Below are 13,789 nucleotides of genomic sequence, written 5' to 3' on the forward strand. Positions count from 1 at the left end.
ATTTCAAAACTCCACGCAAGCGTGATCGCCGACGGCGAGCGTTGGCGAAAGACGGGCCTAGACGATCTGCCTGGTGTCGGCGGGCCTGTGCAGCGCGCCGACCAGGATGCGCAGCGCTTCGGTCAATTCCGCCCTGTTGCGGGCTGCGCCAAGCGATACGCGCGCCGCATGTGGCGGTGTCCCGTCGACGGTGAAGGCATCGCCGGCGACGACCGCGAGTCCATTGCGCAACAGATGTGCCGCCACGTCGGGGCGCCCCTCCGGCAGCCTTAGCCACAGATGATGGGCTGCGGGCTTGGCCAGGAACTGAAACCCTTTCAGTGTTCGTTGCGCGAGTTGCTGGCGGCCGATTGCCTCGTTGCGGATCGCGGTGATGATGCGATCGGCGATGCCGGCCTCGATCCAATGCGTCACCAGCGCGACCATCAGTGGCGCCGGCATCTGCACGGTGGCCTGCAAGCAGCTGCGCATCTGAAGCTGTGCGCCGGCGTCGGGCGTCACCAGATAGGCTACCCGCAGCGCCGGCGCGATGCATTTTGACAGCGTGGTCGCCAGATAAGTCCGCTCCGGAATGAGGTTCGCGATCGGTGATGCCGAGCGATCGAGCAGCCCGTAGGCGTCGTCCTCGATCAGAATCGTATCGGCGTCGCTGATGATCCTTGCGATGGCGCTGCGCCGCTCGGGGGCAAGCGTCGCCGTGGTCGGATTGTGCAGCGTCGGAATGAGGTAGACGGCCTTCGGCCTGTGCGCGCGGCATGCTTTCGCCAACGCATCGGGCAGGATGCCGCCGTCATCCATCGCGACGCCGACGAGCTTGACGCCGAGCTGCGCCGCGGCTGCCTTGATGCCGGGGAAGGTGAGAGCTTCCGTCAGCACGACGTCACCAGGACGCGCAAGGTGTGCGAGCAGGTTGAACAGGATCGTCTGCGCGCCGGGAAAGATCACCAGCCTGTCGGCATGCGCGTGCGGGACGCGTGCGCGCATCCAGCGCGCCGCGACCTCGCGTTCATGCACGCTGCCGCCCGGCGGCTGGTAGTTCAGGAAGGCGGTCAGTCCCGATTGCGCCCGGAGGGCTTCCAGCCCCGCGACGATGCGTTCGTCGAGCTGCGCCTCGAGCGGATGCGGCGGCACGTTCATCGAGAGGTCGATCGCGACGGGATGCGGCAGGTCGACCGCGCGGCGCGCGCTGGTCTCCGACACGAACGAACCCTGGCCGACGCGGGCCTCCATGATCCCGCGGCGCCGCGCCTCGGTGTAGGCGCGCGTCACCGTGGTGAGGTCGATGCCGAGCGCTTTTGCCAGTGCGCGCTGTGTGGGGAGCTGCTGGCCGCGCACCAGCCGGCCGGCGGCGATGTCGGCCTCCATGGCCTCGACGATGCGCTGGTAGCGCGGCCCGCTCAGCTCCGAGATTGTAGGGGTCCAATCCATGCAATTTAGGCCCATATCCTTTGAATGTATGGATGCAAGATATTATTGTATGGATCAGCGAAAAGGAAGAGGTGCTGTCATGGCAACCGGTTCAGTCTCTCTCTCGAAGGCGATGTGGCGCGGCTTTTCGGGCAAGTGCCCGAATTGCGGCGAAGGACATATGTTCGGCCGTTTTCTTAAGGTCGCCGATAGTTGCGACCATTGCGGCGAGGAGCTTTTCCACCAGCGCGCCGATGACTTCCCGGCCTATCTCGTGATGGTCGTTGTCGGCCATCTCGTGGTGCCGGCGATCCTCGCGGTCGAGACCGCCTATGCGCCGGCCGTCTGGCTGCAATTGGCGGTGTGGCTGCCGGTGACGCTGTTCGCCTCGCTCGCGCTGCTGCAACCGACCAAGGGTGCCATCGTCGGCCTGCAATGGCAGATCGGCATGCACGGTTTTGAGGCGAGCAAGCTTCGGCGCGAGCCGGTTGAACTTGCGCCGGTGATGGTGAAGGCGGACAAGCGCGCCGCCTGAGCGGCGCCGGCGTTTACATCGCGCGACCGGCCGCTACACTCCATCGTACAAGCAAGAACGATGGAAACGCCGATGGCCGCAGTCTCGAAGACCTTTTTGCTCTGTCACGGCGCGTGGTCCGGCGGATGGGCCTGGAAGAAGATGCATCCGCTGATGGCGCAGGCCGGGCACCGCCTGGTCGCGCCGACCTATACCGGGCTCGGTGAGCGCGCGCATCTTGCGAATCCAGCGATCGATCTCGAAACGCATATCCAGGACATCCTCAACGTCATCAAATTCGAGGACCTCGACGACATCGTGCTGCTGGGCCACAGCTATGGCGGCATGGTCGCGACCGGCGTCGCCGATCGCGCGCGCGAGCGGGTGACGCAACTGATCTACATCGACGCCTTCGTGCCGCGTGACGGCCAATCGCTGTTCGACCTCAACGAGAGCGGGCGCGAGCCGATGCGCAAGGCGGCAGCTTCAGGCGACGGCTACCGCATCCCGCCCAATCCGCCGCCGCCGGATACGCCGCAGGCCGATCTTGACTGGCTCAACGCGCGCCGGGTCGCCATGCCGGTCAAGTGCTTCGAGACGAAGCTGAAGCTCGAACACGGCGAGCCGGCGATGCCGCGCAGCTACATCTATTGCAAGCGCATTCCGCCGGACGACGTGTTCGGGCAGTTTGCGACGCGCACGAAGAACGAGGCTGGCTGGCGCTATTTCGAGCTCGACGCCAGTCATGCGCCGAACGTGACGGCACCGGAGGCACTGATGACGGTGTTGGCGAAGATCGCAGGCTGATCCACGCTCGTCATTCCGGCTCAAATGGTGAGGGGTCCGATGCGTTAGCATCGAACCCCTCGTCACTTCCTTAGTAAGACGCGTTTTCTTGACGCGAACCGGAAAACCACTTCGCTCGAAAACGCTTTAGAATATCAGCCGGCCTGTAAGCCGGGTTCTGTAAGGCACCGTCCGCTTGCGCGAACGATACGCGACGGCCATTCCTCTGGGACCATGTTTGCACATGGCCTCGAGCAACCTACCCGGACGGCGGGCCTGACATCGCCCCGCGGCGTTATCGCTTTCGCGAACAGCCCGCTATGCCGTCCCTATTCGGTTTTGCTCCCGGTGGGGTTTACCATGCCGGCTCCGTTGCCGGAGCCGCGGTGCGCTCTTACCGCACCTTTTCACCCTTACCTGCCTGCGCAGCTTGCGCTGCGAAGGCGGGCGGTTCGTTCTCTGTGGCACTTTCCCTGAGGTCACCCTCGCCGGACGTTATCCGGCACCGCATGTCAAGGGAGCCCGGACTTTCCTCCCCGGCGGCCTTTCGGCGGTTGCTGGAGCGGCCGTCCGGCCGACTGACGGGGTACGCATGGGGCATTTGTGACGGTTTCGTCAAGCGAAGATCGCCGTGCACGCCGGGACGAAAATAATTATCCTGAAGATGTCGTTTGAGATGCGTTCCATTCGACTGGATGTCGGCGATCCAGCCGAGCCACAGGAGTTAAGCGATGCAATATCTATTGATGATCTACCAGAACGAGGTCGAATACGCGAAGAACGACGCGGCGACCAGCCAGAAGATGCTGGCTGAATACCAGACCTTCACGCAAGGCATCGTCCAGAGCGGCAATTTCAAGGCCGGCGACCGTTTGCAGCCGACCACGACCGCGACGACCGTGCGCGTGCGCGAGGGCAAGACGCTGACGACCGACGGCCCTTTTGCGGAGACGCGCGAGCAACTCGGCGGATATTATCTGGTCGAGGCGAAGGATCTCAACGCGGCTATCGAGATCGCGGCGCGGATCCCCAGCGCGCGGATCGGCTCGATCGAGGTGCGGCCGATCTGGGTGTACGAGAAGTGATGGCGTAGCCGCGCATCGCCGCATGACCCCTTCTGAGATCGAAACAATCTTCCGCGACGAGGCGGGGCGGGCGCTGGCCACGATGATCCGCCTCGTCGGCGATTTCGATCTCGCCGAGGACGCGCTCCAGGATGCCTTTGCCGTGGCGCTGGAGCGCTGGCCGGCATGCCAGGCCCCCGACAATCCGCGCGCGTGGCTGGTCAACGTCGCGCGCAACAAGGCGATCGACCGTATCAGGCGCCACGCCGTCTTCCGCGGCAAGCGGCAGGCGCTCGTGCACGAGCTCGAGCTGAATGCGCAAGCGCCTGACGAGCCGCCGGCCATGCTCGACGACGACATGCTGCGGCTGATCTTCACCTGCTGCCATCCTGCATTTGCGCCCGAAGTCCAGGTCGCGCTGACGTTGCGCACCGTCTGCGGTCTCTCCACCGCGCAGGTCGCGCGCGCCTTCCTTGTCGGTGAGGAGGCGATGGCGCAGCGCCTCCTCCGCGCCAAGCAGAAGATCCGGCTCGCCGGCATTCCCTACGAGGTGCCCGAACGCGCCGCGCTGGCGCCGCGGCTGGATGGCGTGCTCGCCGTGATCTATCTCGTCTTCACCGAAGGCTATGTGGCGACGTCGGGCGCCGATTTGATGCGGCCCGATCTTGCGGCCGAAGCGATCCGGCTCGGCCGCTTGCTCGACCGGCTGATGCCCGATCGGACCGGCATCAAGGGCCTGCTGGCCCTGATGCTGCTGCACGATGCGCGCCGCGCCGGGCGCGAGACCGCCGCCGGCGATATCGTGCTGCTGGAGGAGCAGGACCGTTCGCGGTGGGACCGCGCGCAGATCGAGGAAGGCCTTGTTCTGGTGGACGGTGCGCTACGCATGCCAGGCCGGCCGCAATCCTATGCAGTGCAAGCCGCGATCGCCGCGCTTCATGCGCGCGCGCCGAGCTATGAGCAGACAGACTGGCCGCAGATCGCCGGGCTCTATGAGGTGCTGCTGCGCATCACCCCGTCGCCGGTGGTCGAGCTCAACCATGCTGCGGCGGTGTCGATGGTCGACGGACCCGCACGTGCGCTCGATCTGGTGGATGCGACCGCCGCCCGCGGCGGGCTTGACGGCTACGAGCTGTTGCCCGCGGTGCGCGCGGACCTGCTGCGACGGCTCGGCCGCAAGGACGAGGCGATGGAGGCGTATGTTGCGGCGACGAAGGCGACGCAGCTCGCGCCGCTGCGACGACTTTATGCGCGAAGGATGAGGGAATTGACGTAGTTGCCAGAAACTCCGTCATTGCGAGGAGCCCTTGCGACGAAGCAATCCAGAATCTTTCCGCGGTGACAGTCTGGATCGCTTCGCTGCGCTCGCAATGACGGGCGAGCGTCACTTCGACGCAACGGCCGTCCCATCCGCCGGCAAGCTCGCCAGCAGCGCCTGCAGGGTCGTCAGCGTGGAGTGATCCGCAACACCATCCAGCCGTGCCGGGCGGAAGTGGCGCTGGAAGGCGGTGACGACTTCCATCGTCGCGGCATCGTATTTGCCGGTCAGCGGCACCCCATAGCCGTATCTGGCGAGCGCCTGCTGCAGGCTCAGCACCTCGTCGCTGATGGTGCCGAGCATCAGGCTCTCGCCGCGCACGACCGGTGCGGGCGTCACCCAGTGACCGACGCCGGAATTGGCCAGCGAATGCCAAGGAAATTTTTCGCCCGGATCCTTCTTGCGCGCCGGCGCAACGTCGGAATGGCCGAGCACCCGATGCGCGGGTACCTTGCGGCGCAGCATGATGCCGCGGCATAGCGCGATTACGGCGGCGATCTGGCGCAGCGGAAACTCCGGATAGCCCCAGTCGTGGCCGCGATTGACGATCTCGACCCCGATCGAGCAGGAGTTGATGTCATCCTCTCCGGCCCAGGACGAGACGCCGGCATGCCAGGCGCGCCTCGCCTCCGGCACGCATTGCACGATGCGGCCATCCTCCAGCACGACATAATGTGCCGACACCTCGGTGCCCGCGGAGCAGAGCCGCGCCAGCGCACCCTCGACGTCGGGCATTCCGGTGTAGTGCAGCAAGATCATGTCGGGCTGCCGGCCCTTGTTGCGGTCGCCATGGTTCGGCGAGGGGATGATGTCGGAGACGATCGACGAATCCGGCTCGAACGTCCGCATGTTCGCCGCGGCCTTGGGAACCGGGAGAACGCGTTGACGCTTCGAATCAGATCCAGACGGAGTGGACGAACCGGACGACATAAACAGCTCGAGACGGACAGAGAGCGGGCCAAGCCTTTTTCTTTACCATTCCTTTACCCTCGGCCGTGCGCAATCGCGCGGCGCGGTTAACGGATGCATTTTGGCCCGTGTGTGTGGATGAGGCACCACTGCGGCATCACCTTTTCGACTTGTAATGGGCCGATCAACGCTTTCTTAACGCTAAGGGCCGTTACTGAGAGATGAAGAGCCGACCCGCGTCCGGAGGCGGCCAAAGCGTATTTTGGCTCGAAATCCCATGGCTGCCCGACAAATTCCACTGGGAACACCGGGTTGGCGGCTCAGGGTGACCGGGCTCGGGTACCATGCTGGACGGGGGTTGGGTCGTGGAACCGCCGCGACGCGGAATCATTCGAGGCGTTATGGGCTCGCTCGTCCCCGATCTCACATCTGCGTTCGGCAGGCGTGGCGCATGAGCCCGGCTCCGCACGTCCCCGTTCTCGGCCGCGAGGCCATCGACCACCTCGCGCCGCGCGAGGGTGGTGTCTATGTCGACGCGACCTTCGGCGCAGGCGGCTACAGCCGCGCCATCCTCGACGTGCCGGGAACCCGGCTCATCGCGATCGACCGCGACCACACCGCCATTGTTGGCGGTGCCGAACTGGTCGAACGCTCCGCGGGCCGGCTGACGCTGGTCGAAGACCGCTTCTCCAATCTCGCCGAAGTCTGCGCGGCGCAAGGCGTCGATGCCGTCGACGGCGTCGTGATGGATGTCGGCGTATCCTCGATGCAGCTCGACCAGGCAGGCCGCGGCTTTTCCTTCCGCCTCGACGGTCCGCTCGACATGCGGATGGGGCAGGCGGGACCCACGGCGGCCGACATCGTCGCGCGCGCCTCGGAAAGCGATCTTGCCGACATCATTTATCTCTTTGGCGAGGAGCGGCATTCGCGCCGCGTTGCCCGCGCCATCGTCGCGGACCGGCAGGAAACACCGTTCACGACCACGCGCGCGCTCGCCGATCTCGTCGGCCGGGTGGTTCGTACCAAGCCCGGCGATATTCACCCGGCGACGCGGACGTTCCAGGCTTTGCGCATCTTCGTCAACGAAGAGCTCGAGGAACTCCAGACCGCGCTCGTTGCGGCCGAGCGTGTGCTCAAGCCCGGCGGCCGGCTCGTGGTCGTCTCGTTCCATTCGCTGGAAGACCGCATCGTCAAGAATTTTCTCGCCGAGCGCTCCAGGACCGGCGGCGGTTCGCGCCATCTGCCGGAAATGTCGCAAGCGGTGCCTAGCTTCGAGCTTCTGACGCGGCGGCCCGTCGTTGCAGGCGAGGACGAACTCGCGCACAATCCGCGGGCACGTTCCGCAAAGCTGCGCGCTGCCGAGCGCACCTCGGCGCCTGCGCATGACGATGGCGCGCAATCGTCCTGGCCAAGGCTCTCCGACGTGATGAGGGGCGGCTAGCGCATGCGCTTCATCCACCTCCTCGTCATCGGCGCGCTGATCTTCGCGGCAGCCTATGTCTACCGGATCAAGATGGACTCCACGGCGCGCACGGAGAAAGTGTTGCGGCTGCATGCGGAGATCCGCGAGCAGCGCGACGCGATCGCCTCGCTCCGCTCCGAATGGGCCAAGCTCGATGCGCCGCTGCGCCTGCAAGGCCTGTCCGACCGGCATCTGCAGCTCAAGCCGGTCAACGGCACGCAATATGATGCGCTGAAGAACCTGCCGGAACGACCGCCGCGGATGTTCAGGCCGGGCGAGCCGGATCCGATCGGGGCCATGCTCAACACCATCGAAGCTGCGAGCGATCCCGAGAATGTGACGGGCTCGGTGCCTCAGTCCGAGGACAAGCAATGAGTCCGGCGACGCCTGCAAAACCCACCGAAACTCCGACTGAGCCTTGGCGGCAGCGGCTGATCCGCAGCCTGCTCTACGGGCGCAACGTCGACCGCGCCGCGAAGGCGCGGGCGCGCGTCGGCCTCGCGATGCTCGCCTTTGCCTCGGTCTACGCCCTGATCGGCGGCCGGCTCGTGATGTTCGCGATCGGCGCCGACGCCCACGGCGCGCGCCGCGCCGCGGCGCAGGAGGTGGTCGCGACCGCGCGGCCCGACATCATCGATCGCAACGGCGCGATCCTGGCGACCGACGTCAAGGCGTCGAGCCTGTTCGGCGAGCCGCGCCGCATCATCGACAAGGACGAGGCGATCGAGCTTCTGACCGCCACGGTGCCTGACCTCGACGAGGCCGAAGTGCGCGAGCGCCTGTCGGCGCGCAAGGGCTTCGTCTGGCTCAAGCGCGAGATCACGGCGAAGCAGCAGCAGGACATCCACAAGCTCGGCATTCCCGGCATCGGCTTCCTGCGCGAGAACAAGCGCGTCTATCCGACCGGCAACGAGGTCGCCCACGTCATCGGTCTCGTCAACATCGACAACCAGGGCATCGCCGGGATGGAGAAGTGGCTCGACAATCAAGGGCTCGCCGATCTCCATCGCGCGGGCTTTGCCACCGACCGCCTGCAAAAGCCGATCGAGCTTTCGATCGATCTGCGCGTCGAGCACGCGCTGCGCGACGAACTCTTGAAGGCCAAGGAGAAGTTCCACACCAAGGCGGCATCCGGCATCGTCTCCAACGTCAAGACCGGCGAGATCGTGGCGATGGTCTCGCTTCCGGATTTCGATCCGAACAACCCGAAGGAAGCGCACGACCCCGACCGCATCAACCGCCTGACCACCGGCGTCTACGAGATGGGCTCGACCTTCAAGGCGTTCACGCTGGCGATGGCGCTCGATTCCGGAAAGATCAGCCTGAACTCGATGTGGGATGCGCGCGGAAACCTGCACTACGGCAAGTTCACCATCCACGACAGTCATTCGCTCGGACGTTTCATCAACACCAAGGAGGTGTTCACCTACTCGTCCAACATCGGCGCGGCGCGGATAGCGCTCGGCCAGGGCGTCGAGGCGCACAAGGCCTTCCTCGCCAAGATGGGCCAGCTGACGCGGCTGCGCACCGAACTGCCGGAGAGCGCGGCTCCGCTGGTCCCGCGCCGCTGGAGCGAGCTGAACACGGTCACCATCGCGTTCGGCCAGGGCATGTCGGTGGCGCCGTTGCAGGCGGTGATGGGCATCAACGCGCTGGTGAACGGCGGCTATTTGATTCCTCCGACCTTCATGAAGCGCAGCGAATCCGAAGCGGCGGCAATGGCCAAGCGCGTGATCAAGCCGGAGACCAGCGACAAGATACGGTTCCTGATGCGGCTCAATGCCGAAATCGGCACAGCCAAGACCGCCGACGTCAAGGGCTACTATGTCGGCGGCAAGACCGGCACCTCCGAGAAGGTCATCAACGGCCGCTATGCCAAGAAGCGCGTGCTCAACTCCTTCACCGCGATCATGCCCTGCGACGATCCGAAATATCAGATCCTGATCATGCTGGACGAGCCGCAGGCGATTCCCGAGACGAAGGGTTTCATCACCTCGGGCTGGAACGCGGTGCCGACCGGAGGCAAGGTGATCGAGCGGATCGCGCCGCTTTTGGGCGTCGAGCCGCGGTATGACCTGCCGCCGTCCGAGCGCCTTATTCTTGCAGCATCCAGGACAACCCAGTAATCAACCGGGTGGGCCGTTGCCGCTGCTGAGTCGGGATTTCCCAGGGATTCGGCTTTCCGGTACGGCATGTCGACTGGAAGACCATGAAGCTGCGCGACCTGCTAGGTCAGGATGTTCTGGGCACTGATGCCGCACTCGAGCCCGCTGTCGCGGGGCTCGAGGTGAGCGGCGTTGCCCTCGACAGCCGTGTGGTCCAGCCGGGCGATCTCTTCTTCGCACTTGCGGGCAGCAAGACCGATGGCGCGCGCTTCATCGATGCCGCGATTGCCGCGGGCGCCGTGGCTGTGGCCGGCGACCATGCTCCGGCAGCCGGCCGGGTGCCGTTCGTCACGGTGCCCAATCCGCGCCGCGCGCTGGCGCTGGCCGCTGCGAAATTCTACCCCGCCCAGCCGGCGACCATTGCCGCGGTCACCGGTACCAGCGGCAAGACCTCGGTGGCCGCGTTCACCCGCCAGATCTGGGAGCGGCTGGGGCATGCCTCCGCCAGCATCGGCACCATCGGGCTCGTCTCGCCGAAGCGCACCGTCTACGGTTCGCTGACGACGCCCGATCCGATCGCGCTGCACCGGCAGCTCGACGAGATCGCGCGCGAGGGCGTGACCCATCTCGCCTTCGAAGCCTCCTCGCACGGGCTCGACCAGTATCGCCTCGACGGTGTGCGCGTCTCCGCCGGCGGCTTCACCAATCTCTCACGCGACCACATGGATTACCATCCGACCGTCGCGCATTACCTTGCGGCAAAGCTGAGGCTGTTCCGCGAACTGGTCCTGCCCGATGGAGCCGCCGTGATTTCGGCGGACCACGACTGCTCGGCGGATGCGATCGCCGCGGCGAGGTCGCGCGGCCTGCGCGTGATGGCGGTCGGCCGCAACGGCGACGGGGCAGGCGAGGGCATTCGTCTCGCCGGTGCCGAGGTCGAAGGCTTCTCGCAAGTGCTCGCGCTCGAGCATCGCGGCAAACATCATTCGATCCGGCTGCCGCTGGTCGGCGAATTCCAGATCGAGAATGCGCTGGTGTCGGCCGGTCTTGCCATCGGCACCGGCAGCGACGCCGCAAACGTGTTCGCGAGCCTCGAACATCTCGAAGGCGCCAAGGGGCGGCTCGAGCGCGTCGGCGCGCACAACGGCGCGCCGATCTTCGTCGACTACGCGCACAAGCCGGATGCGCTGGCAAAGGCGCTGCAGGCTTTGCGTCCTTACGCGAGGCGCAGGCTGGTCGTCGTGTTCGGCGCCGGCGGCGATCGCGATGCCGGCAAGCGGCCGATCATGGGCGAGATCGCAGCTGACAACGCCGACGGAATCATCATCACGGACGATAATCCGCGCAGCGAGAAGCCGGAAGTCATTCGCGCCGAAATCCTCGCCACTGCGAAGGGCGCCCGCGAAATCGGCGACCGCGCCGCGGCGATCCGCGCCGCGATCGAGGAATTGCAGAATGGCGATGCGCTGCTCATTGCCGGCAAGGGCCACGAGACTGGACAGATCGTCGGCGGCCAGGTGCTGCCCTTCAGTGATCACGAGGCGGTTGCCGCCGCATTAGCGTCGAGGATTGCATGAGCGCGCCGATATGGACGGTGGCCGAAGTGGCGCGTGCGGTGGGCGCTGCCGGATCATTCCCGGACACGGGAATCGATTTCGTCACCCAGGACAGCCGGCTGGTGAAGCCGGGCAGCCTGTTCGTCGCGCTGAGCGGCACGCCGAGCGGCGGCTTCACCTCGAGCTTCGCCAGCGCGCGCGACGGCTGGGAATTCGCGGACAAGGCGGCGGCTTCGGGCGCGGTCGCGATGATCGTGCCGCACGAGATCGCGGGCATCGGCATTCCGCAGATCGTCGTGAAGGACACGCTGATCGATGGCCTCTGGGGCCTCGCGCGCGCCGCCCGGTCACGCTTCCACGGTCCGGTGATCGGCCTCACCGGCAGCGCGGGCAAGACCAGCACCAAGGAATTCCTGGCGGCCTATCCGAACGCCTATGCCAGCCCGTCGAGCTTCAACAATTTCTGGGGCGTGCCGCTGACGCTGTGCAACGCGAAGCCCGACGCCAGCCTCTGGGTCGTCGAGATGGGCATGAACCAGACCGGCGAGATCGCGCGGCTCAGCGAGCTCACGCGGCCGACGGTCGCGCTCGTCGTCAACGTCCAACCCGTGCATCTGGAGAAGCTCGGCTCGCTCGACGCCATCCGCCGCGAGAAGGTATCGATCGCGCTCGGCCTGCCCTCGGACGGTGTGCTGGTGCTGCCCGCCGGAATCAAGGCGCCGGACTGGAAGGGCAAGGTGTTGCGCTTCGGCGAGAAAGCCGAGGTGCACGAGGTCGCGCATGCGCCGCATGGCGAGAGCTGGCAGGTCGTGGCCGCGCTCGGCAAGAAGGAGATCGCCTTCCGCCTGACGCCGGGCGCGCCACACCGCGTGCAGAACGCGCTCGCCGCGCTCGCTTCGATTCGCGCCGCGAATCTCGATGCGGCGACGCTTGCGATCAAGCTCGACCGGGTCGGCATCATGAGCGGTCGCGGCGTCGAGCAGGCGGTCGGCGGCGTCACCGTGATCGACGACAGCTTCAATGGCAACCCGGCCAGCGTCGCTGCTGCGCTGCAAAGCCTCCAGGCGCGCAACGTGACCGGCGGCCGCCGCATTGCGGTTCTCGGCGACATGCTGGAACTGGGCGATGACGCACCGAGCTACCACACCGGACTCGCCATGCATCTCGACGGCATCGACGGCGTCTACTGTGTCGGCCCGCTGATGCGCCACCTGTTCGAGGCCCTTCCTGCCGGCAAGGGCCTTGGCTGGCACGACGATCCCGTCACGCTGAAGCCGGACGAGGTCGCGAACCTGCTGAGGGCAGGCGATGTCGTGGTTGTCAAGGGCAGCAAGAAGATGTTCTGGGTCAACAAGTTTGTGCCGGGCCTAGTGGCCGCCTTGCAGGCAAAGGCGTAAACTGCTTGGAAGGCGCTGTTCCCGAATCCCACCCTTTTTGCGGCGCGAACCCGACCGTTTTCCCAGAGGTCGCCCGACCCCATGATGAAGACCAGCGAATGCGCATGACGCAGGTTGACAAGGCCAAGATCAAGGCGCGTGCAAAGGCGCCATAGGACCGTCTGAATGTTTTACTGGCTGATCGAGCTCTCGAACACATTTCCGGGCTTTGGTGCCGTCCGCACCTTCCTGAACGTCTTCCGCTACATCACCTTCCGCACCGGCGGCGCGGTGGTCACCGGCGCGCTGTTCGTGTTCCTGTTCGGGCCCTGGATCATCGATCATCTGCGCATCCGCCAGGGCAAGGGCCAGCCGATCCGGACCGATGGCCCGCAATCGCATCTCGCCAAGAAAGGCACGCCCACCATGGGGGGGCTGATGATCCTGTCCGGCCTCACGGTCGGCACGGTGCTGTGGGCCAACCCGCTCAATCCCTACGTCTGGATCGTGCTGGCGGTGACGCTCGGTTTCGGTTTCGTCGGCTTCTATGACGATTACCTCAAGGTGACCAAGCAGACCACGACGGGCTTCGGAAGCAAGCTTCGCCTGCTGATCGAGGCGGTGATCGCGCTGGTCGCCTGCTACGCGCTGGTGCGGCTGAACCGCGATCCGGCGTCGACCGCGTTGACGATCCCGTTCCTCAAGGACACCGTGCTGCATTTCGGCTGGTTCTTCGTCGTGTTCGGCGCCTTCGTCATCGTCGGCGCCGGCAATGCGGTGAACCTCACCGACGGTCTCGACGGCCTCGCCATTGTGCCCGTGATGATCGCGACCGCGAGCTTTGCGATGATCGCCTACCTCGCCGGCAACGCGGTGTTCGCCGACTACCTCCAGATCAAATATGTCGCCGGCACCGGCGAACTCGCCGTGCTCTGCGGCGCGCTATTGGGCGCCGGCCTCGGCTTCCTCTGGTTCAACGCGCCGCCGGCGTCGATCTTCATGGGCGACACCGGTTCGCTCGCGCTCGGCGGCATGCTGGGTGCGATTGCGGTCGCGGTGAAGCACGAGATCGTGCTCGCGGTGATCGGCGGCCTGTTCGTGCTCGAGGCGGTCTCCGTCATCGTGCAGGTGGTGTCGTTCAAGCTCACGGGAAAACGCATCTTCCGGATGGCGCCGATCCACCACCATTTCGAGCAGCTCGGCTGGACCGAGCCGCAGATCGTGATCCGGTTCTGGATCATCTCGGTGATGCTGGCGTTGGCCGGCCTGTCGACCCTGAAGCTGCGGTGACC

The 13,789-nt window shown here is 65.7% G+C and carries 12 protein-coding genes and 1 other RNA gene; 10 read left to right on the forward strand and 3 right to left on the reverse strand.

What is annotated here, in order from left to right; translation table 11 throughout:
* Positions 1–57: 57 nt before the first annotated feature.
* Entirely contained in the window at positions 58–1,428 is a 1,371-nt protein-coding gene (locus JQ572_RS19775) for an aminotransferase-like domain-containing protein (protein WP_211384490.1), read from the reverse strand.
* Between the two features lie 49 nt (positions 1,429–1,477).
* On the opposite strand from JQ572_RS19775, the gene JQ572_RS19780 reads away from it, so the two are divergent.
* Both JQ572_RS19780 and JQ572_RS19785 read left to right on the forward strand, forming a co-directional pair.
* On the forward strand, positions 1,478–1,942 hold the full coding sequence (locus JQ572_RS19780; protein WP_211384491.1) for a DUF983 domain-containing protein: 465 nt from the start codon (positions 1,478–1,480) through the stop codon (positions 1,940–1,942).
* A gap of 72 nt (positions 1,943–2,014) precedes the next feature.
* A complete protein-coding gene (locus JQ572_RS19785) occupies positions 2,015–2,728 on the forward strand; it encodes an alpha/beta fold hydrolase (RefSeq protein ID WP_211384492.1) in 714 nt (237 codons plus the stop codon).
* A gap of 130 nt (positions 2,729–2,858) precedes the next feature.
* Here JQ572_RS19785 and rnpB read toward each other — a convergent pair.
* An RNA gene (gene rnpB, locus JQ572_RS19790) (RNase P RNA component class A) lies at positions 2,859–3,289 on the reverse strand.
* A gap of 149 nt (positions 3,290–3,438) precedes the next feature.
* On the opposite strand from rnpB, the gene JQ572_RS19795 reads away from it, so the two are divergent.
* Both JQ572_RS19795 and JQ572_RS19800 read left to right on the forward strand, forming a co-directional pair.
* Positions 3,439–3,792 carry a YciI family protein gene (locus JQ572_RS19795; RefSeq protein ID WP_211384493.1) on the forward strand — a complete coding sequence of 118 codons (354 nt, stop codon included), beginning with the start codon at positions 3,439–3,441 and terminating at the stop codon, positions 3,790–3,792.
* A gap of 22 nt (positions 3,793–3,814) precedes the next feature.
* Complete coding sequence (locus JQ572_RS19800) at positions 3,815–5,047, forward strand: RNA polymerase sigma factor (RefSeq protein ID WP_211384494.1); 1,233 nt, start codon at positions 3,815–3,817, stop codon at positions 5,045–5,047.
* Between the two features lie 108 nt (positions 5,048–5,155).
* On the opposite strand, the gene JQ572_RS19805 is transcribed toward JQ572_RS19800, so the two are convergent.
* Positions 5,156–5,938: an N-acetylmuramoyl-L-alanine amidase gene (locus JQ572_RS19805; protein WP_249129126.1), complete on the reverse strand. Its 783-nt coding sequence runs from the start codon at positions 5,936–5,938 to the stop codon at positions 5,156–5,158.
* Between the two features lie 511 nt (positions 5,939–6,449).
* Between JQ572_RS19805 and rsmH the strand changes: the two genes are divergently transcribed.
* The 6 genes from rsmH (at position 6,450) to mraY (ending at position 13,787) form a co-directional block, all read left to right on the forward strand.
* Positions 6,450–7,439 (forward strand): 16S rRNA (cytosine(1402)-N(4))-methyltransferase RsmH, encoded by a 990-nt coding sequence (gene rsmH / locus JQ572_RS19810; RefSeq protein WP_211384496.1) that lies wholly within the window; start codon positions 6,450–6,452, stop codon positions 7,437–7,439.
* A gap of 3 nt (positions 7,440–7,442) precedes the next feature.
* A complete protein-coding gene (ftsL, locus tag JQ572_RS19815) occupies positions 7,443–7,835 on the forward strand; it encodes a cell division protein FtsL (RefSeq protein WP_211384497.1) in 393 nt (130 codons plus the stop codon).
* Positions 7,832–9,586: a peptidoglycan D,D-transpeptidase FtsI family protein gene (locus tag JQ572_RS19820; protein WP_211384498.1), complete on the forward strand. Its 1,755-nt coding sequence runs from the start codon at positions 7,832–7,834 to the stop codon at positions 9,584–9,586. Before ftsL ends, JQ572_RS19820 begins: the two co-directional genes overlap by 4 nt.
* A gap of 83 nt (positions 9,587–9,669) precedes the next feature.
* Positions 9,670–11,142: a UDP-N-acetylmuramoyl-L-alanyl-D-glutamate--2,6-diaminopimelate ligase gene (locus tag JQ572_RS19825; RefSeq protein WP_211384499.1), complete on the forward strand. Its 1,473-nt coding sequence runs from the start codon at positions 9,670–9,672 to the stop codon at positions 11,140–11,142.
* Complete coding sequence (locus JQ572_RS19830; protein ID WP_211384500.1) at positions 11,139–12,518, forward strand: UDP-N-acetylmuramoyl-tripeptide--D-alanyl-D-alanine ligase; 1,380 nt, start codon at positions 11,139–11,141, stop codon at positions 12,516–12,518. The genes JQ572_RS19825 and JQ572_RS19830 overlap by 4 nt, the downstream gene beginning before the upstream one ends.
* 165 nt (positions 12,519–12,683) lie before the next feature.
* Positions 12,684–13,787: a phospho-N-acetylmuramoyl-pentapeptide-transferase gene (gene mraY, locus JQ572_RS19835; protein WP_024339539.1), complete on the forward strand. Its 1,104-nt coding sequence runs from the start codon at positions 12,684–12,686 to the stop codon at positions 13,785–13,787.
* Positions 13,788–13,789: the final 2 nt, after the last annotated feature.

This window comes from Bradyrhizobium sp. SZCCT0153 (assembly GCF_018129995.1).
Classification (GTDB): domain Bacteria; phylum Pseudomonadota; class Alphaproteobacteria; order Rhizobiales; family Xanthobacteraceae; genus Bradyrhizobium; species Bradyrhizobium japonicum_G.

Coding starts and splice junctions, on each gene's coding strand:
- JQ572_RS19775 (WP_211384490.1), bottom strand. CDS start 1,428: ATGGATTGGACCCCTACAATCTCGGAGCTGAGCGGGCCGCGCTACCAG.
- JQ572_RS19780 (WP_211384491.1), top strand. CDS start 1,478: ATGGATCAGCGAAAAGGAAGAGGTGCTGTCATGGCAACCGGTTCAGTC.
- JQ572_RS19785 (WP_211384492.1), top strand. CDS start 2,015: ATGGCCGCAGTCTCGAAGACCTTTTTGCTCTGTCACGGCGCGTGGTCC.
- JQ572_RS19795 (WP_211384493.1), top strand. CDS start 3,439: ATGCAATATCTATTGATGATCTACCAGAACGAGGTCGAATACGCGAAG.
- JQ572_RS19800 (WP_211384494.1), top strand. CDS start 3,815: ATGACCCCTTCTGAGATCGAAACAATCTTCCGCGACGAGGCGGGGCGG.
- JQ572_RS19805 (WP_249129126.1), bottom strand. CDS start 5,938: ATGCGGACGTTCGAGCCGGATTCGTCGATCGTCTCCGACATCATCCCC.
- rsmH (WP_211384496.1), top strand. CDS start 6,450: ATGAGCCCGGCTCCGCACGTCCCCGTTCTCGGCCGCGAGGCCATCGAC.
- ftsL (WP_211384497.1), top strand. CDS start 7,443: ATGCGCTTCATCCACCTCCTCGTCATCGGCGCGCTGATCTTCGCGGCA.
- JQ572_RS19820 (WP_211384498.1), top strand. CDS start 7,832: ATGAGTCCGGCGACGCCTGCAAAACCCACCGAAACTCCGACTGAGCCT.
- JQ572_RS19825 (WP_211384499.1), top strand. CDS start 9,670: ATGAAGCTGCGCGACCTGCTAGGTCAGGATGTTCTGGGCACTGATGCC.
- JQ572_RS19830 (WP_211384500.1), top strand. CDS start 11,139: ATGAGCGCGCCGATATGGACGGTGGCCGAAGTGGCGCGTGCGGTGGGC.
- mraY (WP_024339539.1), top strand. CDS start 12,684: ATGTTTTACTGGCTGATCGAGCTCTCGAACACATTTCCGGGCTTTGGT.